16 protein-coding genes are annotated in these 22,708 nt (G+C 47.3%); 2 read left to right on the top strand and 14 right to left on the bottom strand.

The annotated features are described in order from the left end of the window. Positions 1–95: 95 nt before the first annotated feature. Both L5L97_RS07905 and L5L97_RS07900 read right to left on the bottom strand, forming a co-directional pair. Positions 96–2,246 (bottom strand): M3 family metallopeptidase, encoded by a 2,151-nt coding sequence (locus tag L5L97_RS07905; protein ID WP_263181605.1) that lies wholly within the window; start codon positions 2,244–2,246, stop codon positions 96–98. Positions 2,247–2,450: 204 nt separating this feature from the next. Further along, on the bottom strand, positions 2,451–4,550 hold the full coding sequence (locus L5L97_RS07900) for a multiheme c-type cytochrome (RefSeq protein ID WP_168824357.1): 2,100 nt from the start codon (positions 4,548–4,550) through the stop codon (positions 2,451–2,453). Between the two features lie 541 nt (positions 4,551–5,091). Here L5L97_RS07900 and L5L97_RS07895 point away from each other — a divergent pair. Both L5L97_RS07895 and L5L97_RS07890 read left to right on the top strand, forming a co-directional pair. Continuing rightward, positions 5,092–5,688 (top strand): thymidine kinase, encoded by a 597-nt coding sequence (locus L5L97_RS07895; RefSeq protein ID WP_028761119.1) that lies wholly within the window; start codon positions 5,092–5,094, stop codon positions 5,686–5,688. A gap of 367 nt (positions 5,689–6,055) precedes the next feature. Continuing rightward, positions 6,056–9,133 (top strand): transglycosylase domain-containing protein, encoded by a 3,078-nt coding sequence (locus L5L97_RS07890; RefSeq protein ID WP_198573831.1) that lies wholly within the window; start codon positions 6,056–6,058, stop codon positions 9,131–9,133. A gap of 154 nt (positions 9,134–9,287) precedes the next feature. On the opposite strand, the gene L5L97_RS07885 is transcribed toward L5L97_RS07890, so the two are convergent. From L5L97_RS07885 to L5L97_RS07830, 12 genes are all read right to left on the bottom strand, one after another. Next, positions 9,288–10,499: a PQQ-dependent sugar dehydrogenase gene (locus L5L97_RS07885; RefSeq protein ID WP_263181604.1), complete on the bottom strand. Its 1,212-nt coding sequence runs from the start codon at positions 10,497–10,499 to the stop codon at positions 9,288–9,290. Between the two features lie 170 nt (positions 10,500–10,669). Further along, positions 10,670–11,428, bottom strand: coding sequence for a sulfite exporter TauE/SafE family protein (locus L5L97_RS07880; RefSeq protein WP_263181603.1), 759 nt, complete (start codon positions 11,426–11,428; stop codon positions 10,670–10,672). A gap of 191 nt (positions 11,429–11,619) precedes the next feature. Further along, entirely contained in the window at positions 11,620–11,937 is a 318-nt protein-coding gene (locus tag L5L97_RS07875) for a cytoplasmic protein (RefSeq protein WP_263163490.1), read from the bottom strand. A 38-nt stretch (positions 11,938–11,975) separates the two neighbouring features. Then, positions 11,976–12,578 carry a DJ-1/PfpI family protein gene (locus L5L97_RS07870; protein ID WP_263181602.1) on the bottom strand — a complete coding sequence of 201 codons (603 nt, stop codon included), beginning with the start codon at positions 12,576–12,578 and terminating at the stop codon, positions 11,976–11,978. Between the two features lie 136 nt (positions 12,579–12,714). Next, positions 12,715–13,737 (bottom strand): hypothetical protein, encoded by a 1,023-nt coding sequence (locus L5L97_RS07865; RefSeq protein ID WP_263163489.1) that lies wholly within the window; start codon positions 13,735–13,737, stop codon positions 12,715–12,717. Positions 13,738–14,309: 572 nt separating this feature from the next. Then, positions 14,310–14,966 carry a 3-oxoacid CoA-transferase subunit B gene (locus L5L97_RS07860; RefSeq protein WP_173243940.1) on the bottom strand — a complete coding sequence of 219 codons (657 nt, stop codon included), beginning with the start codon at positions 14,964–14,966 and terminating at the stop codon, positions 14,310–14,312. Between the two features lie 127 nt (positions 14,967–15,093). Next, a complete protein-coding gene (locus tag L5L97_RS07855) occupies positions 15,094–15,798 on the bottom strand; it encodes a CoA transferase subunit A (protein ID WP_028761111.1) in 705 nt (234 codons plus the stop codon). Positions 15,799–15,885: 87 nt separating this feature from the next. Beyond that, positions 15,886–16,809: a hydroxymethylglutaryl-CoA lyase gene (locus L5L97_RS07850; protein WP_263181601.1), complete on the bottom strand. Its 924-nt coding sequence runs from the start codon at positions 16,807–16,809 to the stop codon at positions 15,886–15,888. Position 16,810: 1 nt separating this feature from the next. After that, positions 16,811–18,853, bottom strand: coding sequence for an acetyl/propionyl/methylcrotonyl-CoA carboxylase subunit alpha (locus L5L97_RS07845; RefSeq protein ID WP_263181599.1), 2,043 nt, complete (start codon positions 18,851–18,853; stop codon positions 16,811–16,813). Continuing rightward, the gene (locus tag L5L97_RS07840) at positions 18,853–19,731 is read right to left on the bottom strand and encodes an enoyl-CoA hydratase-related protein (protein ID WP_263181597.1); all 879 of its coding nucleotides are present in this window, start codon (positions 19,729–19,731) and stop codon (positions 18,853–18,855) included. The genes L5L97_RS07845 and L5L97_RS07840 overlap by 1 nt, the downstream gene beginning before the upstream one ends. Positions 19,732–19,780: 49 nt before the next feature. Beyond that, positions 19,781–21,388 carry a carboxyl transferase domain-containing protein gene (locus L5L97_RS07835; protein ID WP_105252050.1) on the bottom strand — a complete coding sequence of 536 codons (1,608 nt, stop codon included), beginning with the start codon at positions 21,386–21,388 and terminating at the stop codon, positions 19,781–19,783. A 116-nt stretch (positions 21,389–21,504) separates the two neighbouring features. Further along, positions 21,505–22,674: an isovaleryl-CoA dehydrogenase gene (locus L5L97_RS07830; RefSeq protein ID WP_028761106.1), complete on the bottom strand. Its 1,170-nt coding sequence runs from the start codon at positions 22,672–22,674 to the stop codon at positions 21,505–21,507. Positions 22,675–22,708 lie beyond the last annotated feature (34 nt).

Below are 22,708 nucleotides of genomic sequence, written 5' to 3'. Positions count from 1 at the left end.
ATAAATCAGCCAGCATTATGCTGGCTGATTTTTTTGGTTAAGGCTGAGTTTGTTTTTATCTCTAGTCTATAGCATCAAGGCTATCAACTCTTAGCTTAGCGTGCTTGATCTAGACCGCGGCGTTTAAGTAAGCCTTCCGTGGTTGGCTCTTGTCCGCGGAAGTTTTTGTAGGCGTCCATTGGCGCTATGCTATTACCCACTTCACGGATCGTTTTGCGGTACTTCATGCCGATTTCACGATTGAGCCCGCCTTGGGTTTGTACATAGGCAAACGCATCCGCCGCTAAAATCTCACTCCACATATAAGCGTAATAACTTGCCGAGTAACCGCCGGGGAAGGCGTGGGCAAAATAGGTCGACTTATAACGCGGAGGTACGGCACTGATGTTTAAGCCGTGCTTTTTCAGGGCATTGGCTTCAAAGGTTGGTACATCTTGCAGCGGCGTCTCTGGGCTTAATGAATGCCATTCCATGTCTACTAATGCAGCGGCCATGTATTCCAGTGTGTCAAAGCCTTGGTTGAAACTGCCAGATTTCAGTAGTTTTTGCAGCAGTTCATCGGGAATGGGTTTGCCCGTTTCGTAGTGTTTCGCGTAGTTCGCTAACACTTTTGGATGGGCTGCCCAATCTTCTTCAAACGTCGATGGAAATTCGACAAAGTCGCGTGAAACCGAGGTACCCGCCAGACTTGGATAAGTCACTTTAGAGAACATGCCGTGGGTGCCGTGACCCATTTCATGGAACATAGTGGTGACTTCGTTATAGCTGACGAAGGTGGGTTGACCTTCGGGCGCTTTCTTTATGTTCATCACGTTGACGACCACAGGTTTAGTGCCTTCGAGGAAGGATTGACCGACGAACGAACTCATCCAAGCGCCACCACGTTTACCTTCACGGGCAAAATAGTCGGCGTAGAAAATGGCCATGCTTGAGCCATCGGCATCAAACATTTCGTAGGCTTTCACATCGGGATGGTAAACCGGTAAATCTGGGCGTGGTTTTAAGGTGACGCCATAGAGTTCTTTGAGTGTGTAGAATACGCCGTCTTCGAGCACACGGTTAAACTCGAAGTATGGGCGAATGCTATTTGCATCGAGGGCGTATTTTTCTTGGCGGACTTTTTCTGCGTAAAACTCCCAGTCCCACGGTGCCAGTTCAAATTTCCCACCGGTTTTAGTGATCATCGCTTGAATGTCGGCCGCTTCTTTCTCTGTGTTAGCAACTACCGCAGGCACCATTGAGCCAAACATGCTGTAAACCGCTTCGGGTGTTTTGGCCATTTGCGGTGCTAATCGATAACTTGCCCAGTTTTCATAGCCTAATAGTGTTGCGCGCTCGGCTCTGAGTTTCGCTAAACGAGATACGAGTGACGCAGTTTCGTTTTCACCAGTTAAGCCACGGTTCGCTGAGGCTTCCCAAATACGCTGGCGTAGCTCACGGTTTTCCAGTGATGCCAACACAGGTTGGCGAGTGGTGTTGGTGATGTTAATCAGATACTTGCCATCGTGACCAGCCGCTTTGGCATCGTTCGCGGCTGAAGTGATTTCACCGTCGGTTAATCCAGCAAGTTCACTTTTTGAATCCACCACAACGGCGATTTCTTTGGTTAAGCGTAATAAACGCTGAGAGAACTCATTCGTTAGTGTTGATTGTTCTTCATTTAACGCGCGGATTTTAACTTTTTGTTCATCGGTAAGTTTAGCGCCAGCCATGATAAAGCGTTGGTGATATACCTCAACCAAACGTACGGCTTCTGGAGTTAACCCTAAGTTAGTGCGGTCGTTATAGATGGCTTCGATACGGGCAAATAGCGCTGGGTTTAAGTTGATATTATCTGAGTGGGCCGCCATTTTTGGCGCCATTTCGCCTTGGATTTTACGCAGTTCTGGATTGCTATTCGACCCTGCTAAATTATAAAACACGCTTGATGCACGGTTGAGTAGGGCGCCGCTTTTCTCCATAGCGACAATCGTATTATCGAAGGTTGCTGCTGCCGGATTATTGGCTATTGCGAGAATTTCTTGATACTGCTCAGCCATGCCTTGCTCTAGGGCTGGCGCGAAGTGCTCATTCTTGATGAGGCTAAAATCAGGGGCTTGATATTGCAGGTTACTGGCTTGGAACAGCGGGTTTTGGGTTTGTACCGAGATAACGTTAGGTGCTTTAGTTTCTGTGCTGCTGCAACCTGCCATGAATCCGGCGGTGAGAGTGGCGCCGATGGCGATGGCAATAAAACTTTTACGCATAATTGAGTGACTTCCTTTGAATTGTTGTTTTTTTAGGACTGTAACGTTAGTAACTTAAATAGGACTGAAAATGGCTTGTTATCGGGTAATGTCTAAGTAAAAAAGGAGCCTCGCATTAGCGAGACTCCTTTGGCTATTTCCTTGCAGGGAAAATAGGTACCGCTTTTTACTTACTTCTTAATCACGCGATGATGAGATGATTAATTAGCGAGTAAACTTGTGGTATTTATCAATACCAGAACTTCTACCTGTGTCATGGCATACTGCACAAGATTCAGAGGTCGGTTGTTTAAACCAGTCAGCAACCTTTGGTATGCTGATTTCACCACCGTTGCTTGCCATATGCGCCTTAGCTGAATCGCTAGTGTGGCAGGCATAACAGTTAGCGGTGACTGGGCTTGTCATTTTGCTACCTGGCTCAGCGATGTATTGATTTGGCACTTTGCTTAAATCAATCGCTTTTTCATGACAGGCAACGCAGCTAGTAGAGGCTTCAATCGCGCCTGCACCGTTAGCGGTTTGCGCTTGAGTTCCATCAGCTTTAACTTCACCGACTTTAGCGCCATTACCCCAGTGCCAGCTGTGCACCATAGGACCAAAACCTGCGCCTAAGGCTGCTGAAGTACGTTCCATGCCGTTGTCATGGCAGGCGATACAAGCTTTACCACCTTCATCGAAGGCACCATTTTTGTGGAACGCAGTGGCATCGTTGTGACAAGTAGTACAGCTGTTAGTACTCGCTATCTCACGACGTTCGAAGCCAGAGACCTTTTGAGTGGTGACAGGGTTAACGACATCTGAGTAAGCCGTAAAGGATATGCCCATAGAACCATCATAACCTGTCGCTCTTAGGCTGCCATTACTTTGGTAGCGTTGCTTGCCATCATATTCCATCCAACCAGCGGTACTAAATGTCACGCGGGCAGAATAAACATAGTTAGCATTCACTGCGCTGATATCTGTCAGTAAATGACAGATATTTTTAGTGCCGTCAGTGTTGTAACCATAGTAGTAGTTAGTACGGTTACCTGGGCGACCCACTAAGCTGCCATTTTCATAGGAATGTAAATAAGCGCCCGCATAAACTACGGGTTTCTTAGCGTCATATACTAGCGGGCTAGAATAGTTAAAGTTGTCTTTAATGCTAAAGACGTTACCATCGGTGTCTTTCACTGTCAGTGTTGTACACCAGCCTGGGGCGGTTACTGCTGCCGCAGCACCTGTCGGCGCATAGTGGTCTGTCTTGGTAGAAATATCATCTACTTTAACAGGTGTTGATAGACTTAATTTATACTTAGCGCGAATCGCTTGGCGTTCGGTTATACCCGCTTTGCTTTCGTGCATAATGCGCAGATCCGCACCATTACTTGGGATAATAGCCCCTGGTACGCCACCACTGTCATGGCAATCAATACAACCTGGTCCAGCTACGTTGATGTTTTTAGGTGCTTCAACGTGACAAGATGTACAGTTTTGTACTGAAAAGTCTTTAGTAAAATCTTGGTGATTGATATGACCAATTTTAGATAGGGTGTTTGTCGCATAGCCACCCGTAGAGAAACCTTCAGCATTGACAACTGCGCGGCTAACTGAACCGTGACACACTAAACAGCCTTCCACGAAGGTGACTTCGCTGTCCATGCCAGTAGCGACATAGCTTGCATGACGACGAGGGCTTGTTGAGTAGTCGATATGGCAAGAGTAACAACTATCAGTTGTGGTTGAATGGGTGCCTTCAGGTTTGTTAACGACCAGAGGTTTAGAGGTCGCAATACCATTATTACCACCGACACGTAACCAAACAATACCTTCAGTGCTTGGATTAACCCCTTTCATTGGTACTTTAAATTGGTAATGACCATCAGCTAAAGCGGTCAATTCAGCGCCGACGGTTGCTTGAGTTGCTTCACCGCCAATATGGACGTTATCTGCAACACCATTTTTATCAGCTTCGGTGCGGTTAGTGATGAAGCCTTTATCTGTTAGTGCAGCCACTTTGGCTTGAGCATTTAACAGTCCGTTGATTAGGTTATTGTTTTCATCTGTAATTTCAAATTCGTAAGTGATACTGCCTTCGCCAAAGCTATAGTTGATCACTTTGACGTTAGTCATAGTAGAACTGGTGACTGGGGGCGGTGTTCCAGGCTCTCCGGGTGTTCCAGGTTCACCGGGTGTTCCAGGGATACCGGGCGTTCCTGGTGCTCCATCTACACCATCTTTACCATCATCGCCACAGCCAACAAGGGCGCCAGTTAGTGCTAAGGCAACTAAATATGCCAGTTTTCTAGAGGTGAAAATTCTCATCATAATCTCCATTTGATCCAATATGCGAATAAAGGACGGAGTGGAGCACTAAAGTTTGCAGGGTAGATTAGTGCTTTGACCGTTGGTCTCAATTTGCAAGCTATCGAATACTTTTCTTTTTTTAATTGAGCACGTTTTGTCTCGAATGAAAGATTACTGTTAAATTTGTGTTTGTTTTTTGAGCGCAAGCCCATTTATACCTATTACTTTGGAGGTAGATCGCACTTTTTAAATTTAACTTTTACTAATTTTTCCTTATGAAACAACATTTAAGTTTCAGTTAAGCTTTCATTAACAATTGAACGGCATCGGGGCGTTTTTTATGTTTTTTGCAGGGAAGAGTATTAAATGAAGTGGACTAGAAATATTTCAGGAGGCGATTGGGGATTAAAATGATTGATAAGTTGGTGTCATTGCAGAATTTCATGATAAAAGCTTAGCGGCTGCTAGTGTTCTGATGTGAAGCGCAATGTTAGACTAGCGCTCAATTTGGCTCTGGTAGCAGACGCGTAAGCGATAACGTTTTTAAAGGGTATAAGTCTTGGCTCAATTGTATTTTTATTATTCGGCAATGAACGCGGGTAAATCCACTTCCCTATTACAGTCATCCTATAACTACCGTGAACGCGGTATGAATACTTTGGTCATGACAGCCTCCATAGATGACAGATATGGCAAAGGTAAAGTGGCCTCACGTATTGGCATTGAAACCGAAGCACAGGTATTTAGTAGCCAAGATGATTTGACTCAAATGATTAGCGATGTGCATCAAGCTACGCCATTAAGTTGTGTGCTGGTGGATGAGTGTCAGTTTTTGAGTAAAGAACAGGTTAAGCAGCTGACGCATGTGGTCGATAATATTGATATTCCTGTACTCTGCTATGGCCTAAGAACGGACTTTCAAGGCGAACTTTTTAGCGGCAGTCATTATTTATTAGCTTGGGCCGATAAATTAGTTGAGTTGAAGACTATTTGCCATTGTGGACGTAAGGCTAACATGGTGGTGCGTCTTGATGGTGAAGGCAAGGTGATGCGCGAGGGTGAGCAAGTGGCGATTGGTGGTAATGAAAGTTACGAGTCTGTCTGTCGCAAACATTTTCGTGAATTTATCTGGGATGCGCATGAATATGTGGGATGAGGCTTCGTTAATAGTGTGATTATTGAGCGACTCATTCTTTTTGTGCGACTTAAATTAGCTCGTTTTGTTTTTAAGTCATACTGTCTGTTGCCTTAATCGCTGAAAATACCTTGATATCAACAAATTAATATTTGGCAAAATGTACTATCAGCTTAACATTAGTATTGATTAGTGGCGGTTGTGGGTCACAGGCACCCTTATTTACAGTGAAGTTAGGTTTGATAAAGTGTGGAACATAATGGGTACTAAGACTAATTAATAGAGCCGGATAATGGCTAGATGAGTTTGATATCTTGCTTTACTGAGTGGCAACGGATTTGCTGAGTTGCATGAAAGATGAATATTTTAGTGTTTTTTTGGAGCTGTTTTGCCTAATTCCACATCAGAGATGAAGTTCGAAAATTATCGTCCTCGTCCACCACAACCTGAGCCTAAAGCTAAGGTTAAGCCGCCGCGTAAAGCCAGATCAAAGGGCAGGGTCTGGTTCTTATTTTTTATTCTGATTTGCTGCGCTGCATTGCTGATTGGACTTGAGGTTAAAACTTCGTTTTACCAAGCAAAATTCATCAATCAATATGCTAAGACGCTCACCTATGAATTAGAAAGCTCACCGAGCCAAGCGGTTATTTATCCTAGTTATGGTCCTTTTGATGAGCGCCATGGCTACAGTAAGTTACCTCAATATATTGATAGGTTATTGCAACGGAATTTTCAGGTTACTCAACAAGTGGCGTTTTCGCCAGCGTTGCAGGAATACGCTCAACTTGGATTTTTTCCGCCTTACCATGAAAAGGCTCAATCTGGGTTGACGCTGCTCGATTGCCGCAATACTGATTTATACGAATTTGCCTATCCTAAACGGGTTTATCAGGACGACGATAAGATCCCCAATGAAATCGTTAATACTTTACTGTTTATTGAAAACCGCGAGTTATGGACGACGGAAGAGAAACTCAATCCTGTGATCGACTGGCCACGCTTTGTGGTGGCAGGTATGAGTCAAATTGCTGAAATGGTTGGTATGAATGTCTCTACCGCAGGTGGCAGTACACTCGCGACTCAGATTGAGAAATTCCGCCATTCTTCCCAAGGTTTAACCTTGAGTATTAAAGATAAGTTACTGCAAATTGGCTCGGCCAGTGTGCGCGTGTACCAACAAGGTGAAAACACTGAACCTGCTCGTAAGCGCATCGTTCAAGATTATCTGAATACCGTGCCATTATCTTCGGCGCCAAATCATGGTGAAGTTCATGGTATTGGTGATGGATTGTGGGCGTGGTTTGGTACCGATTTCGATACTGCAAACAAGCTGTTAGCATCGCCGCAGATCAAAGGTAATGCCACCAAGCGCGGACAAGTATTCCGACAAGTGGTTGCCTTGATGATCGCCCAACGTCGTCCGTCCTACTATCTATTACAAGGTCATGAAGATCTTGAAAACTTAGTCGATAGCCATATCCGTTTACTCGGCCAGTATTATTTGATTGATCGTGGTCTACGTGATGCTGCACTCGCGCAGAAATTGCAGTTTAAGGTCGCCAAGCCGCAGCGTAATACCCAATCTGGCGCAGATAAGGGCGTGAACACAGTTCGCATTCGCACCGCAGGCATGTTAAATGTGGGGCTGTATGATTTAGACAGGCTCGATTTGACGGTCAATAGTAGCTTACACAGTGACTTACAGCAGAAAGTCAGTCACTACTTACGAAGTCTGGCGCAAGTGCCTACCGCGGAGAAAGTGGGTCTGCTTGGCGAACGGTTACTCGACCCAAGTCAACTGCAAAACGTACTGTATAGCTTTACGCTTTATGAGCGCACTGAGACCGCCAACCGAGTTAGAGTGCAGACGGATAGCACCGATCAGCCTTTTGATATTAACGAGGGCAGTAAGTTGGAATTGGGCTCAACCGCTAAATTGCGGGTGATGGCGACCTACTTAGAAATCATTGCCGAGATCCACGACAAGTATTCCAAGAAACATGGGATTGAATTGGAATCCATCATTATCGAACCAAGGGATCATTTAACCCGTTGGGCGATTGATTACTTGATTTTGAATCCCGACAGACGTTTAGATCGCATGTTAGATGCGGCGTTACAGCGAGAATATTCGGCCTCAACCAGTGAACAATTTTTTACCGGTGGCGGGTTGCATGTATTTAATAACTTTAAAAAAACAGAAGATTTAAAAACGCCAACACTTTACCAAGCCCTGCAGGATTCGGTTAACTTGCCGTTTGTGCGCCTCATGCGCGATATCGTGAATTACAGCAGTAGTATGCAAAACGAGGGCAATATGGCCCAGTTGCTGCGTAATGATAAAGATCCGCGCCGTGACGAATATCTGCGAGTATTTGCTGATAGAGAAGGTAATACCTTCGTTACTAAGTTTTATCGTAAGTACAAAAAAGTGGCTGCGAATGAGCGTTTCGACATGTTTTTTGACGGTTTGTCCCAGTCGGAGCAGCAGTTGACGGCAGCGTATCGCTATTTACTGCCCGATGAATCTATGGCGTCATTTAAGGCTTTCTTGAAGCAAAGATTGCCGCAGGTGAGCTATACCGATGGTCGTATTAAGAGCTTATATAACAAGTACGGTCCGGATAAATATAATTTGCCAGATCAAGGCTATATCGCACGGGTGCATCCCTTAGAATTGTGGGTGCTGGATTACCTTAATCATAATCCTGATGCCAACTTGAACGATGTTAAGCAGGCGAGTGAAGCACAACGTCAAGAGGTTTACCGTTGGTTGTTTAGGACGCGGCATAAAAACGCCCGTGATGTACGAGTGCAAGTGATGCTTGAAGTTGAAGCCTTCCTCGACATACATCAACGTTGGGCGCGTTTAGGTTATCCCTTTGATTCTATGGTGCCATCCTTAGGCTCAGCACTGGGTAGCTCGGGTGACCGACCCGCAGCCTTAGCCGAGCTGATGGGCATTATTCAAAACGACGGCTATCGTTTGCCCACAGTGCGTATCAATCAGCTGCATTTCGCCGCAGATACGCCCTATGAAGTGAGATTGCAGAATCAGAACACCCAAGGTGAGCGGGTAATGCGCCATGAAGTAGCACAAGCCTTAAAAGCAGCGCTGGCGAACGTAGTGCAAAACGGCACCGCACGTCGTTTAAAGGGCATTTTTACCGATGAAAAAGGTGGCATGTTAGCCATAGGCGGGAAAACCGGCACCGGTGATAACCGTATTGTGACTCAGATGCAGCAAGGTAAAAAAGTGGCGACTACGGCGATGAACCGCACCGCGACCTTCGTGTTTTATCTAGGTGACAAATACTTCGGTACTTTGACCGCCTTCGTGCCCGGCAGTAAATCCGATGATTTTAGTTTTACTTCAGCGCTGCCATTGCAGGTGATGAAGGGCATGATGCCTATTTTAGCTCCCTATGTACAAACCGAGCAGGGCATGTGTGTGGTGAACGAATAAAGGCATGAATTAATAAGTGCCACGCCAACGACAAAGAGTGTTCCAGATGAACACTTTTTGTCGTTTTAAGGCTTAAATTATCTATCGATTGAGTTTATTGCTGTGGTTAACATGGTTTAGTTAAAGCACTGTGATAAAAGTGCAGCGATTAAGATTACTGCGGCGATAACTGGTAAATTTTTGATTTAGCTTCATCGGTTACGAGATAAATCAGTCCATCTGGCCCTTGCACGACTGAGCGTAATCTTTGCCCTAATTCAGTTTTCAGTAGCCGTTCTTCTTTAATTATCTTGTCGCCATCAAGCACTAAACGCACCAGTGTTTTTTCCTTTAGGCTGGCGAGTAACAGATTATTTTGCCACTGTGGAAATTTATCACCTGTGTAAAACATAAAGCCCGCCGTGGCAATCGACGGAACCCATTTGTAGACGGGTTGCTCCATTCCCGTTTTATGGGTACCTTCGCCGATGTTGCCGCCGCCATAATTCTCACCATAGGTAATCACTGGCCAGCCATAGTTTTTAGCCGCTTGGTCGATATTGAGTTCATCGCCGCCCTGGGGACCATGCTCGCCCGTCCACAATACTTTGCTGGTGGGATTAATGGCCGCGCCTTGCATATTGCGATGACCGATAGACCAGATCTCGGGTAAGGCGCCAACCGTATTGGCGAAGGGGTTATCCTTAGGCACTGAGCCATCGGCATGAATACGCACCACTTTGCCTAAATGATTGTCCAATGTTTGTGCGCTATCTTTTTCACTATAGCGATCGCCGAGTGTGATAAACAGTGTGCCGTCAGGCGCCCACACTAAACGAGATCCAAAATGGTGACCGCTGTTGATTTTGGGGTGCTGACTAAAAACGCGGGTGAGATTTTCAAGCTTGTTACCATTGAGAGTGGCAAAACTGACCGCTGTGCTATTGAGCTCGCTTGCATCACCTTCAGCGGGTTCTGAATAACTGAAATAGATTTTTTTGCTGCTAGCAAAATCTGGCGCAAGCACGACATCAAGTAAACCACCTTGACCTTTGGCATACATAGGCGGTAAACCCGTTAAGGGTTCACCCACTTTGCCTGCGGTGCTGACAATGCGCATTCTGCCAGCGCGTTCAGTCACGAGCATGCTGCCGTCGGGTAAAAATGCCATGCCCCAGACATTTTCTAACCCTTGGGCTATGGTTTTTACCTGAATATTACCCGTTTCCGTTTTGACGCTAATGGTCGCTGCGCTAGCGGTTTCGGTGTAAATAGCCGGTGAGCATGCAATAAGACACAGGGCAAGATTTAAGGTGCTGAGCTTCAAGGTCTTTGGCATTAATTTACTCAGTCTCAAGGTACTCAGCTTCAAGGTCATCAGTTTCATCGCTATCCTTAATCACACTGTTCTCCTATAGGATGGATCAGAGTAACAAGTCAGTCACATAAGGGCAATTTATCGGTGAGACCTTGTATCGAAAACTCGCCTGTCCAGCTGTTATGAGCTTAAGCTTCACAAATCAAAAGTCTAACGTATGAAAACTAACGCATGAAAAACTAGCGCATGAAAAAGCCTAAGGCCATCGCTAAACCGACGATCACAATAAAGCCGCGTAGCAAGGGCTGTGAAATATGGTAGGCCAGCGCCGCCCCCACATAACCACCGACAATCGCCATAACGGCAAGCAGCAACAGATATTGCCCATCGATCACATTGCCCGCGGCATAAACCACAACGGCGATGGCGGTGAGCAGGGCTGAAATCAGATTTTTAAGTCCGTTCATCCCATGTAGATTGGTTTGCCCCATCAGGCCAAAACTTGCGAGTAGTATGATGCCTAAGCCACCATTAAAATAACCGCCATAGATACACACAGCCGACAGCATTATCAGTGCCGTTATCGGACTTAACATTGGCGTAGAGGTGTTTTCGCCTTGCTCAGCGATTCTTCGTTTGAGCAACCAAGGGCCAACAATAAAGGCCGCGGTGGCCAGTAGAATCAGCCAAGGGATCAGCTTTGCGAAGACTTGCTCGCTGGTGGTCAGCAAAATACCCGCGCCAATACTGCCGCCAATTAAAGCAATTAAGATCAGATTCTTAAGGCTAAGACTCGCCGGATATTCGATATCCTTTCTAAAACGCCATGCGCTGGCGATATAACCGGGCAGCAGCGCGGCTGTCCCCGTGGCATTCGCCGCAATCGGTGGAACCCCGACAAACACTAACGCTAAAAGGGTAATAAAACTGCCACCACCGGCAACTGCATTGAGCATGCCGCCTAAAAAGCCTGCGAGTGCAATAATAAGCCAGTCCATAGATACCGCTCCTTTGGACAATGAGAGAGATAAACAGAGCGCTAAAAATGTGTCTGTTATTATGAGTCAATCTAAGCACTCACCCTAACAGGATGATTTCGATATTGAAAGTCGCGTAATGATTCGTTACATATCGCCATTCGTGAAGGTGAAGATATAGGATGAGTGAGCAGGCTTTTACTTGCTTAGTGCTAGGGTACTTGATCCCAAATACCAGACATAAAAATAACCGCTGCTATGGCTTCACTTTGCTCGGTAAAAACATCTTCTCCCCAACAGTTTTGTCCACGTTCTTGGTAATAAACATGAAAGGTACTGAGCATAGGTGTTCGAATGCAATACCAACCATCGAAGGTATTCTTAGCAAAATGCACCCAATGCTGCGCATCAGCAGTTTGGATTTGCTGAATGAGTAATTCATTTTGCGATAGCAAAGCCACAAGCTCATTCGGGGTGGTTATTTGATGCTCGGCTTTTATAGCCTCGAGAAGATTTTTAAGTTTTATCATGGGATCCTTTTCATTCATCGAGAGTATCTACATCACTTTTAACGAATGGCCGCGGAGATGGAGGATTGGATTAATGCTTCAAAAATATCTGTTTGCCCGGCAGGAATAAGCTGCCTGTGAATTTCGCGGCGTTTCGCACTGTCGAATAAACGCTCCGCAACCCAACCGGTTAAATAGAGTGAGGACAAGCATCCACCTGCAGTGGCAATATTGCCATTGATAACAAGAGCAGAGTCTTCCACATTGACGCCCATGGCCATTAGTGCGGGTTTTGCATCGGGATGAGTCGTTGCCGAGAGATTGTCGAGTAGCCCTAATTTGGCAAAGAAGAATGAGCCCGCACAGATACTCCCAAGCAATTGTCGTGTGGGATCTAATTTAAGGGCGGACATAAACTCAGTATCAGCAAGTGCTGCAGGTACGCCTTTGTAACCACTGCTGAATAATACCACGTCGGCATCAGCGACTTCGGCCACATGACCATCGGTTGCAACCGTCATCCCCAAGCTTGATATGTGGCTAGGTTTGGTCCCGAGTACTTTTACTGTCCAATCGGTTTTTGTACGGCCGAGAATATCGCGCATTAAGAAGAAATCGATATCGGTAAATTCATCAAATATCACAATCGCAATCTGGTACATAAGCTTTCCTCTGGCTTGTATTGTGGATGACTTAAGGCTTGAATACGCTCAACCTTAAGCCTTGGGTCCTCAATATTAATAGAATCATAATTTTATTGGTTATCCATTTTTTATGAAAATTTGGTTAATCAAAATCTTAACCAGCACTAAACGATGGCAGTCGCTTGGCGAAAATAGCATGGGCATCAAAATCTTGGCTTTGCATTCTGGTTAATGTGTTGGTTAACACCTCATCAGCAGCATCTTCAATCCGCTGTATCCCTAACGTTGCAACATAATCACTAAATGATGTGGATACTTGTTCAAACAAAGCTGTGATCTCGCCAAAGGCTGGATGACTGAATTGTGGGTTAGGCAAACCCCTAAGGGATCGCAGTTTCAGCAGCATTAACGCTGTCAATGGTAAATATGTGTGCGGTCCACCATTGAACTCAAAAAAGCACTTTTTATCCCCAATAACTGCTTGTTCTACCTGATGATCACACAGGGTTTGCAGCATAGTGCTGATGAATTCGATATCCTGTGTGTCCCAGTTATCTAAAAATGGCGCATAGGGGAAAGGAGCCGTTTTTCGCAGTGTCACTTGCACTTCCGTGGCAAAAGGCGGCTCAATAACGCCCAAATAGCGCCCATACAGCAGCACCAAAAAATCGCCTATAAAACTGTGGGAGCGAATTATCCAGCCTGAGCGCCAAGCCATTGCGTTGGCATAATACAGCTCGTCGGCCTCAGTCTTAAGCCCTGAAAAAAGCATCAGCACCAGCCTGAATACATGGGTTGTATCCCAACTAGCATTAGTAAAACCACCGGTGTTTTCAACCGCAGTGCAGTATTTGTAATAGTCTATGGCGGTATCAAAATAGCCGTAAGCGAGCGAATGCAGCAGCGGTGCCGCCTCGAGCTTGCCTGATTCAATATACGTAAGTTGTGCCGCAAGATTCCAATGGCATTCAGGTACTGCGAACTCAGATCCAAATAACTCCCACTGGCGAAAATCATCAGGGTAATCAATATATGCTTTTAATCTCTCGAATTTTTCCGCTATCCCAGTATCAATATAACCAGTCAACAAATACTGGTTGTATTCAAACACGTTTTTTGGATAATCGCGCATCAGCTTGCGGCTTCGGCTGCGTTTATTGAGAAACTTATCTAACATTCTGTGTATCCTTTTTACTTAGCTGGCGTCAAGTTTACCGTAACGGCGCTAAATATGACTATCTGTAGCATTTTTGAAGCAAGCATTAAGCGACTCCGTTGTAGCGATGGTGAACACACATTCGCCAGCAAAGAACCTTACTAACATATGGTGTTATCAGTTTAATGCGCGACATTGTTCATTATTGAATATGCTGGGATGGGGAGTAAACCGCACTCTTGCGTTGGCGACCATCGGAAAAAGGGACTTTTTCGTTGAGCCCCCAAGGATGGGTTTACGGCGTGTCGCCAGAGCATTAGTGCTGTTTATGGCGATAAGCTCTCAAAAAGTACCTAGACTGCAAAAGCTCACAAAAAACAAGGTTTGTAGTGAACAAGCTGGTGGTGAATTTTACTCATGGTTCCCCGTTTTCGCGGGGATGACAAAAGCAACAAGGCCCAGAATCATTTTCTGGGCCTTGTTGGTATCGTAAAACGTCGGTTAACGCTCAAAACTCTTTAGGCTAAAGCTTTCAAACTAACTTGAGTTTCAACCTTAGCCGCTATACGTTACTTGCGCATTTTAGAGAACGCTTAAAACACCATTTCTGGTACATGCTCTGGCACGATTAATTTGCCGGCGGTTTTGCTGACGATTTCTTCGACGCTGACGCCTGGCGCGCGCTCTAACAAATGAAATGCGCCATCTTTGATTTCGATAAAGGCTAAATCTGTGACGACGCGTTTAATGCAGCCGTAACCGGTTAGTGGCAATTCGCACACGGGTAGCAGCTTAGAATTGCCGTATTTATCGGCGTGCATCATAGTCACGATAATGTTTTCGGCGCCCGCGACTAAATCCATCGCGCCGCCCATGCCTTTGATGAGTTTGCCGGGGATCATCCATGAGGCGATAGAGCCGTTCACATCGACTTCAAAGGCGCCGAGCACGGTTAAGTCCACATGGCCGCCACGGATCATGGCAAAGCTTTCCGCCGATGAAAAAAATGAAGCGCCTTTGACTGCGGTAACTGTTTGTTTGCCCGCGTTGATTAAATCGGGATCTATGGCGTCTTCGGTAGGGAATTCGCCCATGCCGAGTAGACCATTTTCCGATTGCAACATGACTTCCATGCCTTCGGGAATGTAGTTGGCCACCAGTGTTGGAATGCCGATACCGAGGTTGACGTAGTAGCCATCTTTTAATTCTTTGGCGACGCGCTGAGCCAGTTGTTCTCTTGATAATGCCATGATATCTATCCTTTCTATTTGGCTTTGACGCTTTGGTCTTTATTCTTAGGTTTTTACCCTTAGTTTTTACTTTAGGGAGCTAAGTGCCAATTGCGTTAACTGTGTTTCAAGGTTTTGCCAGCGCCTTTTATTTCGCGGCTTTTACCGTGCGCTGCTCGATACGTTTTTCGAACTTGCCTTGAATAACGCGGTCAACATAGATGCCCGGCGTGTGGATATGATCTGGATCTAGCTCGCCCGGCTCAACAATAAACTCGGCTTCAACCACAGTGATTTTGCCCGCGGTCGCCATCATAGGGTTAAAGTTGGCGGCGGTTTTACGGAATACCAAATTACCCATGGTATCGGCTTTCCATGCACGCACTAAGGCAAAATCTGCGGTCAGCGACTCTTCTAACACGTAATGGCGACCTTTGATTTCGCGGGTTTCTTTGCCATCAGCGACTGGCGTGCCGTAGCCTGTAGCGGTGAAAAATGCCGGAATACCTGCGCCGCCTGCGCGGATCTTTTCCGCCAGCGTGCCTTGGGGCGTTAAAATCACGTTCAGTTCGCCAGAGAGCATTTGCTGTTCAAAGGTGGCATTTTCACCCACGTAAGAGGCGATCATAGTGGCGATTTGGCGATGTTTTAACAGTAAGCCAAGGCCGAAATCGTCAACGCCAGCGTTGTTTGAAATCGCCGTTAAGCCGTTAACGCCCATCTTAACCATTTGATTGATTAAGCCTTCTGGAATGCCGCATAGGCCAAAGCCGCCGACCATAATGGTCATGTCGTCCGATAAGCCTGCTAACGCTTCTTCATAGCTGCTGACGACTTTATTGAGTCCTGCCATTGTGATGTCCTTTTATGCTTTAGAAAACGCGCGGGAAATAACGCGCGTTTTTAATAACGGTTGTTGGTGTCGTTAATGGTTTTTGTTTTATTTTGCTAACAGGGCAGTGGCCACTTTCGAACCGTTGTTGCGATTCAACTGTGTGCTGATCGCTTGCCCAGCTAACGCGAGTTTTTGTAAATCGATACCCGTTTCGAATCCCATGCCGTGCAGCATATACACTAAGTCTTCGGTGGCAAGATTGCCCGATGCGCCTTTGGCATAGGGGCAACCACCAAGACCCGCAACCGAGGAGTCAAACACCCGCACACCTAAGTCTAAGCAGGCTAAAATGTTGGCTAATGCTTGGCCATAGGTGTCGTGAAAGTGTAGCGCCAGTTTTTCGACTGGGACGCGCTCAGCCACAGTTTGCAGCATTCTACGGGCTTTTTGCGGCGTGCCTACACCTATGGTGTCGCCGAGCGATATTTCGTAACAGCCCATTTTGTAAAGGATTTCAGACACACGGGCCACTTCACTGACCGCTATCTCACCTTCGTAGGGGCAGCCGAGCACGCAAGACACATAACCGCGCACCGGAATATTGTGTTTTTTTGCTAATTCCATCAAAGGGATAAAGCGTTCAATCGACTCTTCTATCGAGCAGTTGATATTGCGCTGACTAAAGCTTTGTGAGGCGGCGCCAAATATTGCCACCTCACTCGCTTTTGCATCCAGTGCCAGTTCAAAGCCTTTAACGTTGGGGGTGAGAGCGCTATACACCACGCCGCTTTGACGCTGTATTTGCTTGAGCACATCGGCAGAATCGGCCATTTGTGGCACCCATTTAGGTGATACAAAACTGCCCGCTTCGATGCGCTTAAGCCCCGCACCTGCCAGCGATTCAATCAAGGCGATTTTTGCTGCCGTCGGCACGGCGACTTCGTTTTGCAGGCCGTCGCGTGCGCCCATCTCGAAAATGCTGACCCTGTCTTTGGCGTTCGCTGCTTGGCTTAGATTGGCTAACGACATCTTAGGCTTCCTTGATCGCGGTTGGCTCGTCTGTCTCTAACGGCTCTACATTGAGCAAGGTTGCGCCATCGGTCACTAGCTCGCCCGCCTTAAAGTAGAACTCAGTGACGATACCGTCAAAGGGGGCTTCGATGGTGTATTCCATCTTCATGGCTTCCATCACCAGCAAACCTTGGCCCGCTTTAACTTGTGTGCCGATATCGACTAAATGGGTCACTACCGTGCCGTTCATGGGCGCTTTTAACTTGTCAGCATTGCTGGCTTGTTCTTCGACCACGAGTGTTTGCACCGCTTTAAAGTGGTAACTGCCAGAGGATAAAAACAGCGTAAAGTCATCACCTTGGGCACTAACGGGCACTTTACTCTTATGGCCGTTGATTTCTGCGAGCAGTAAATCTTGTTTCAGCTCGCCATTTAGCAACCAATCTTGTCCGTGCAGCGGTAGCTGATACATGCCGCCTAAATCGAGCATCACTAACTGCTGCAATTCATGGGCATCATCGAGCAGGGCAATATTGTGCTGGCTGCAGCTGTTGAGTCTAAAGCCGCTGACTTGACCCCAAGGCGAGTAAGGATCGGCGCTGTTGACAGCTTGCGCTTTGGCGGCTTCTTTACGGGCAAGCACTTGATACAGCGCGGCAAAGGCAAGGGCAGTGTCAGCTTCGCTTGAAGCTGTGCCAATTAAGGTATCGCCATAACGGCCAATAAAGTCAGTGCTAAAGTCGGCATTGGCAAACGCTGGGTGTTCGGCAATGTTCGCTAAAAACTCAATGTTGTGCTTAAGACCGCTGATTTGATACGACTCTAAGGCATGCACTAAACGTTGCAGGGCGCGCGGGCGCGATTCATCCCAGACGATAAGCTTGGCAATCATAGGATCGTAGAAGTTACTGATCACATCGTTTTCACGAATGCCCGAATCGATACGCACGTATTTGCTTTGTTCGGGTTCACGTAAAAAGTTGAGCTTACCGCTGGCGGGTAAAAACTCATTTTGCGGATCTTCGGCGTAGATACGTACTTCAAAAGAATGACCGTGAATACGCACTTCATCTTGCTTAAGGGGGAGTGGCTGACCACTGGCGACCATTAACTGCCATTTTACTAAGTCTTGGCCTGTGACCATTTCGGTGACGGGATGCTCAACCTGCAGACGAGTGTTCATCTCCATAAAATAGAAGCTATTGTCTGTGTCGAGCAGAAACTCTACTGTTCCCGCGCCAACATAATCGATGGCTTTGGCTGCCGCGACGGCCGCTTCACCCATTTGGGCACGCAGTGCATCGCTTAAACCGGGGGCTGGCGCTTCTTCGACCACTTTTTGGTGGCGACGTTGAATCGAACAATCGCGATCCGATAAATAAATCGCGTTGCCAAAGGTGTCGGCAAACACTTGCACTTCGACATGGCGCGGTTGGCGTAAATAACGCTCCATCAATAACTTATCGTTACCAAAAGAAGAGGCCGCTTCACGGCGTGCCGAGTTTACGGCTTCCATGATTTCCCTTTCATTCTCGACGATACGCATGCCTTTACCGCCGCCGCCATAAGCCGCTTTAATCAGCATAGGGAAGCCGATTTTCAGTGCCTCCGCTTTTAAGGTCGCATCGGTTTGGTCATCGCCGTGATAACCCGGCACTAAGGGCACGTTTGCCGCAGTCATAATAGATTTAGCGGCGCTTTTGCTGCCCATGGCATCGATAGCATCACTGCCTGGGCCAACAAAGGCGATGCCTGCTGCTTCACATTTACGGGCAAAGTCGGCATTTTCAGACAAGAAACCATAACCTGGGTGAATCGCTTGTGCGCCCGCTTTTTTGGCGATATCGATAATCAAATCGCCCTTTAAATAGGAGTCTGCCGGCGCGCTGCCGCCTAAATAGAAGGATTCGTCGGCCATGGCGACATGGCGCGCTTCTTTATCGGCATCGGAATATAGGGCAACGGTGCGAACACCCATGGCATGGGCCGTTTTGATGATCCGACAGGCGATTTCACCGCGGTTAGCAATCAATAGTTTGGTAAACATGTGCTTGGTCAACATCAAAGGGCTCCTTGGGTATCACTTGGCTTTTGCATGGGCTTGGAGGGCGTTGAGTGTGCTTGTTGCCAGTTAGGCTGACGTTTCTCAAAAAAGGCGTTTAAGCCCTCTTGGCCCTCGGTCGATACCCGAATGCGGGCAATACGCTCGCTAGTGTAATCAATGGTGTTTTGGTCTATCACGCCGTCTTCAAGATGCGACAGCAGCGTTTTTACCCATGCCATGCCTTGCGGGCTATTGGCAAGTAGCGCGTCAATCATAGGCTTTGCGGCGGCGTCTAAGTCATCGCTGATCTCATGAATGACGTTAAGTTTTAATGCGGTTTCTGCACTAAAACGCTCGGCGGTCAGCATGTAGCGGCGCGATGCACTATTACCCATAGCGCGGGCAACGTAAGGGCTAATTACTGCTGGAATTAATCCGAGTTTCACTTCGCTCAAGCAAAAGCTGGCGCGCGTCGTGGCGATAGCGATATCGCAGGCGCAAATCAGCCCCAGTGCGCCGCCAAAGGCTGCACCTTGCACTAGTGCAATGGTGGGCTTATGAAAGGTATCAAGATCCTGCATCAGTTTTGCTAAGGCTTTGGCATCATTTAGATTTTGCTCAAAGTCCATTTTGGCTTGCTTGCGCATCCAATTGAGATCGGCGCCGGCGCTGAAGTTTTTGCCGTTCGCTTTGAGTACCAGCACTTGGCATTGCTTGTGTTCAGCAAAATAGCTAAGGACGCTAATCATCTCGCTAATCATCACTTCATCGAAGGCATTGTGCACTTCTGCACGGTTAAGGATTAACTCGGCAACACCGTTATTGAGCGTGTAACTCACGTGCTGTAAGTTGCTTAAATCCTTTGTGCCGCTAGCGCTGTTTAATGTGTCTGTCATTATTCTTTTCCTATCTTCTTGTGTGACATATGTTTTTCACATGTGCCTTTTACATACGGAACACACCAAAGCGGGTGTCTTCGATAGGAGCATTTAATGCCGCCGATAGGGCAAGGCCGACCACATCGCGGGTTTGCGCTGGGTCAATAATGCCGTCATCCCATAAACGGGCGCTGGCATGATACGGATGACCTTCTTTGTCGTACTGGGCGACAATTGGCGCTTTAAAGGCTTTTTCATCCTCTAACGACCATTCTTCGCCTTTACGGGCTAAACCGTCGCGGCGCACTGTGGCGAGAACGCCTGCGGCTTGCTCGCCGCCCATCACAGATATACGGGCGTTAGGCCACATCCACATCATGGTCGGTTCGAACGCGCGGCCACACATGCCGTAGTTACCCGCGCCGTAGCTGCCGCCAATAATCACAGTGAATTTAGGTACATTGGCGCAAGAAACCGCGGTCACCATCTTAGCGCCGTGTTTGGCTATGCCTTCGTGTTCGTACTTTTTACCCACCATAAAGCCAGTGATGTTTTGCAGGAACAGCAGCGGAATTTTGCGTTGGCAGCATAGCTCAATAAAGTGCGCGCCTTTTTGCGCCGACTCAGAGAACAGAATGCCGTTGTTAGCGACAATGCCGACTGGGTAGCCGTGAATACGGGCAAAACCGCATACTAAGGTTGCGCCATAGTTGGCTTTAAACTCATCAAAATCAGAATCATCGACGATACGGGCGATCACTTCTTTAACATCAAAGGGCTTTTTCAAGTCGGTGCCGACAATGCCGTACAGTTCGCTAATGTCGAACTTCGGTGGTTTGACAGGACTTAAGAGTGATTTGATTTCTTTTTGATGATTCAGGCGTGATACCGCGCGGCGTGCAAGCTCTAACGCATGCTCATCGTTTTGGGCTAAATGATCCGCTACGCCGGAAATTTTAGTGTGCACTTCGGCGCCGCCGAGTTCTTCGGCGCTGACTTCTTCACCTGTGGCCGCTTTCACTAATGGCGGACCGGCTAAGAAGATAGTGCCTTGATCTTTTACGATAATCGATTCATCCGCCATGGCCGGCACATAGGCGCCGCCTGCGGTACATAAGCCCATCACCACTGCAATTTGGGGAATGCCCTTAGCGGACATTTGCGCTTGATTGTAAAAGATGCGGCCGAAATGGTCGCGGTCGGGGAAGACTTCATCTTGGCGGGGCAGGTTAGCGCCGCCTGAGTCGACTAAATAGATACAAGGCAAGTGACAACGGCTGGCAATATCTTGGGCGCGAAGGTGTTTTTTAACGGTAATCGGGTAGTAAGTGCCGCCTTTAACTGTAGCGTCGTTGGCGATGATCATGCACTCAACACCGCTCACACGGCCGATACCAGCGATAATGCCCGCTGCGGGCACTTCTTCGTCATAAACTTCAAACGCCGCAAATTGCGATAGCTCTAAAAAGGGTGAGCCTGCATCAAGTAGCTTTTCAACCCGTTGACGTGGCAGCAATTTACCGCGGGATAAATGACGCTCTAGCGCCACAGGGCCGCCGCCGAGTTCGATTTTATTGAGTTTAGTTTTAAGATCGGCCACTAGGGCGGCCATATCGTCGGATTTTGCTTTAAATTCATCGCTACGGGCGTTGATACGACTGCTTAATTGCGTCACTTTGATTGTCCTTATAAAGCGGAAACTCGGTATCACCTTGCTCGAATGGGTGGCGCAAACTGTAAGTTACAGTGAGGTGCTACCCATTCACTTGTGAGAGATTATTTGAACACGCGTTATTTCGACTCATTGAACAGTTCGCGGCCAATCAGCATGCGGCGAATTTCTGAGGTGCCGGCGCCGATTTCATACAGCTTGGCATCACGCAGTAAGCGGCCAGTGGCGTATTCGTTGACATAGCCATTGCCGCCTAGCAGTTGAATGGCATCCAGTGCCATTTTGGTGGCGAGTTCTGCGCTATAAAGAATGGCGCCTGCAGCATCTTTACGGGTGGTTTCACCGCGATCGCAGGATTTTGCCACGTTATAGACATAGGATTTGGCGGCATTCATGCCTGTGTACATGTCGGCTAACTTGCCTTGCACTAGTTGGAATTCACCAATCGATTTACCAAATTGCTCACGCTCGTGGATGTAAGGCACAACGATATCCATACAGGCGTTCATGATCCCTAGCGGGCCGCCAGAAAGTACGACGCGCTCGTAATCTAGGCCGCTCATCAGCACTTTTACGCCGTTATTGAGGCCGCCTAAAATGTTTTCTTCTGGTACTTCTACATCTTCAAACACCAGTTCGCAGGTGTTAGAGCCGCGCATGCCGAGTTTGTCGAGCTTTTGCGCTTGGCTAAAACCTTTCGAATCACGTTCAACGATAAAGGCGGTAATACCGTGTGCGCCTTTGGTTAAGTCGGTTTTCGCGTAAATGACATAGGTGTGTGCATCTGGACCGTTAGTGATCCACATTTTGTTGCCGTTTAAGATGAATCGGTCGCCTTCTTTACGGGCATGTAGCTTCATCGAAACCACGTCAGAACCAGCGTTTGGCTCACTCATGGCCAGCGCGCCAATATGCTCACCGCTCACCAGTTTTGGCAGGTACTTGGCTTTTTGCGCTGAATTACCGTTACGGTTGATTTGATTGACACACAGGTTTGAGTGGGCGCCGTAACTTAGGCCGATAGAAGCTGATGCGCGGGAGATTTCTTCCATTGCGACGACGTGGGCTAGGTAGCCCATGTTCGCGCCGCCGAACTCTTCGGGTACCGTTACTCCGAGCAGTCCCATTCCTCCAAGCACAGGCCAAAGTTCATTGGGAAAGGCATTGTCGTGATCCACTTTCGCGGCAATTGGGGCGATTTCATTCGCGGCAAAATCCTGCACTGCATCGCGCAGCATATCGACGTCTTCGCCTAGGCCAAAATTTAGACTTGTGTAGAGAGAGTTCATTGCTTGTGTCCTTTCAGATGTTCTAATTTCAGAT

This window comes from Shewanella sp. SM71 (assembly GCF_025653905.1).
Taxonomy (GTDB): domain Bacteria; phylum Pseudomonadota; class Gammaproteobacteria; order Enterobacterales; family Shewanellaceae; genus Shewanella; species Shewanella oncorhynchi.
The sequence above is the reverse complement of the archived record's forward strand: the minus strand, read 5'-3'. Positions and strand labels throughout refer to the sequence as shown.

Coding starts and splice junctions, on each gene's coding strand:
- L5L97_RS07870 (WP_263181602.1), bottom strand. CDS start 12,578: ATGTACCAGATTGCGATTGTGATATTTGATGAATTTACCGATATCGAT.
- L5L97_RS07880 (WP_263181603.1), bottom strand. CDS start 11,428: ATGGACTGGCTTATTATTGCACTCGCAGGCTTTTTAGGCGGCATGCTC.
- L5L97_RS07860 (WP_173243940.1), bottom strand. CDS start 14,966: ATGGCATTATCAAGAGAACAACTGGCTCAGCGCGTCGCCAAAGAATTA.
- L5L97_RS07850 (WP_263181601.1), bottom strand. CDS start 16,809: ATGTCGTTAGCCAATCTAAGCCAAGCAGCGAACGCCAAAGACAGGGTC.
- L5L97_RS07855 (WP_028761111.1), bottom strand. CDS start 15,798: ATGGCAGGACTCAATAAAGTCGTCAGCAGCTATGAAGAAGCGTTAGCA.
- L5L97_RS07865 (WP_263163489.1), bottom strand. CDS start 13,737: ATGTTAGATAAGTTTCTCAATAAACGCAGCCGAAGCCGCAAGCTGATG.
- L5L97_RS07875 (WP_263163490.1), bottom strand. CDS start 11,937: ATGATAAAACTTAAAAATCTTCTCGAGGCTATAAAAGCCGAGCATCAA.
- L5L97_RS07905 (WP_263181605.1), bottom strand. CDS start 2,246: ATGCGTAAAAGTTTTATTGCCATCGCCATCGGCGCCACTCTCACCGCC.
- L5L97_RS07830 (WP_028761106.1), bottom strand. CDS start 22,674: ATGAACTCTCTCTACACAAGTCTAAATTTTGGCCTAGGCGAAGACGTC.
- L5L97_RS07900 (WP_168824357.1), bottom strand. CDS start 4,550: ATGAGAATTTTCACCTCTAGAAAACTGGCATATTTAGTTGCCTTAGCA.
- L5L97_RS07885 (WP_263181604.1), bottom strand. CDS start 10,499: ATGAAACTGATGACCTTGAAGCTGAGTACCTTGAGACTGAGTAAATTA.
- L5L97_RS07840 (WP_263181597.1), bottom strand. CDS start 19,731: ATGACAGACACATTAAACAGCGCTAGCGGCACAAAGGATTTAAGCAAC.
- L5L97_RS07845 (WP_263181599.1), bottom strand. CDS start 18,853: ATGTTGACCAAGCACATGTTTACCAAACTATTGATTGCTAACCGCGGT.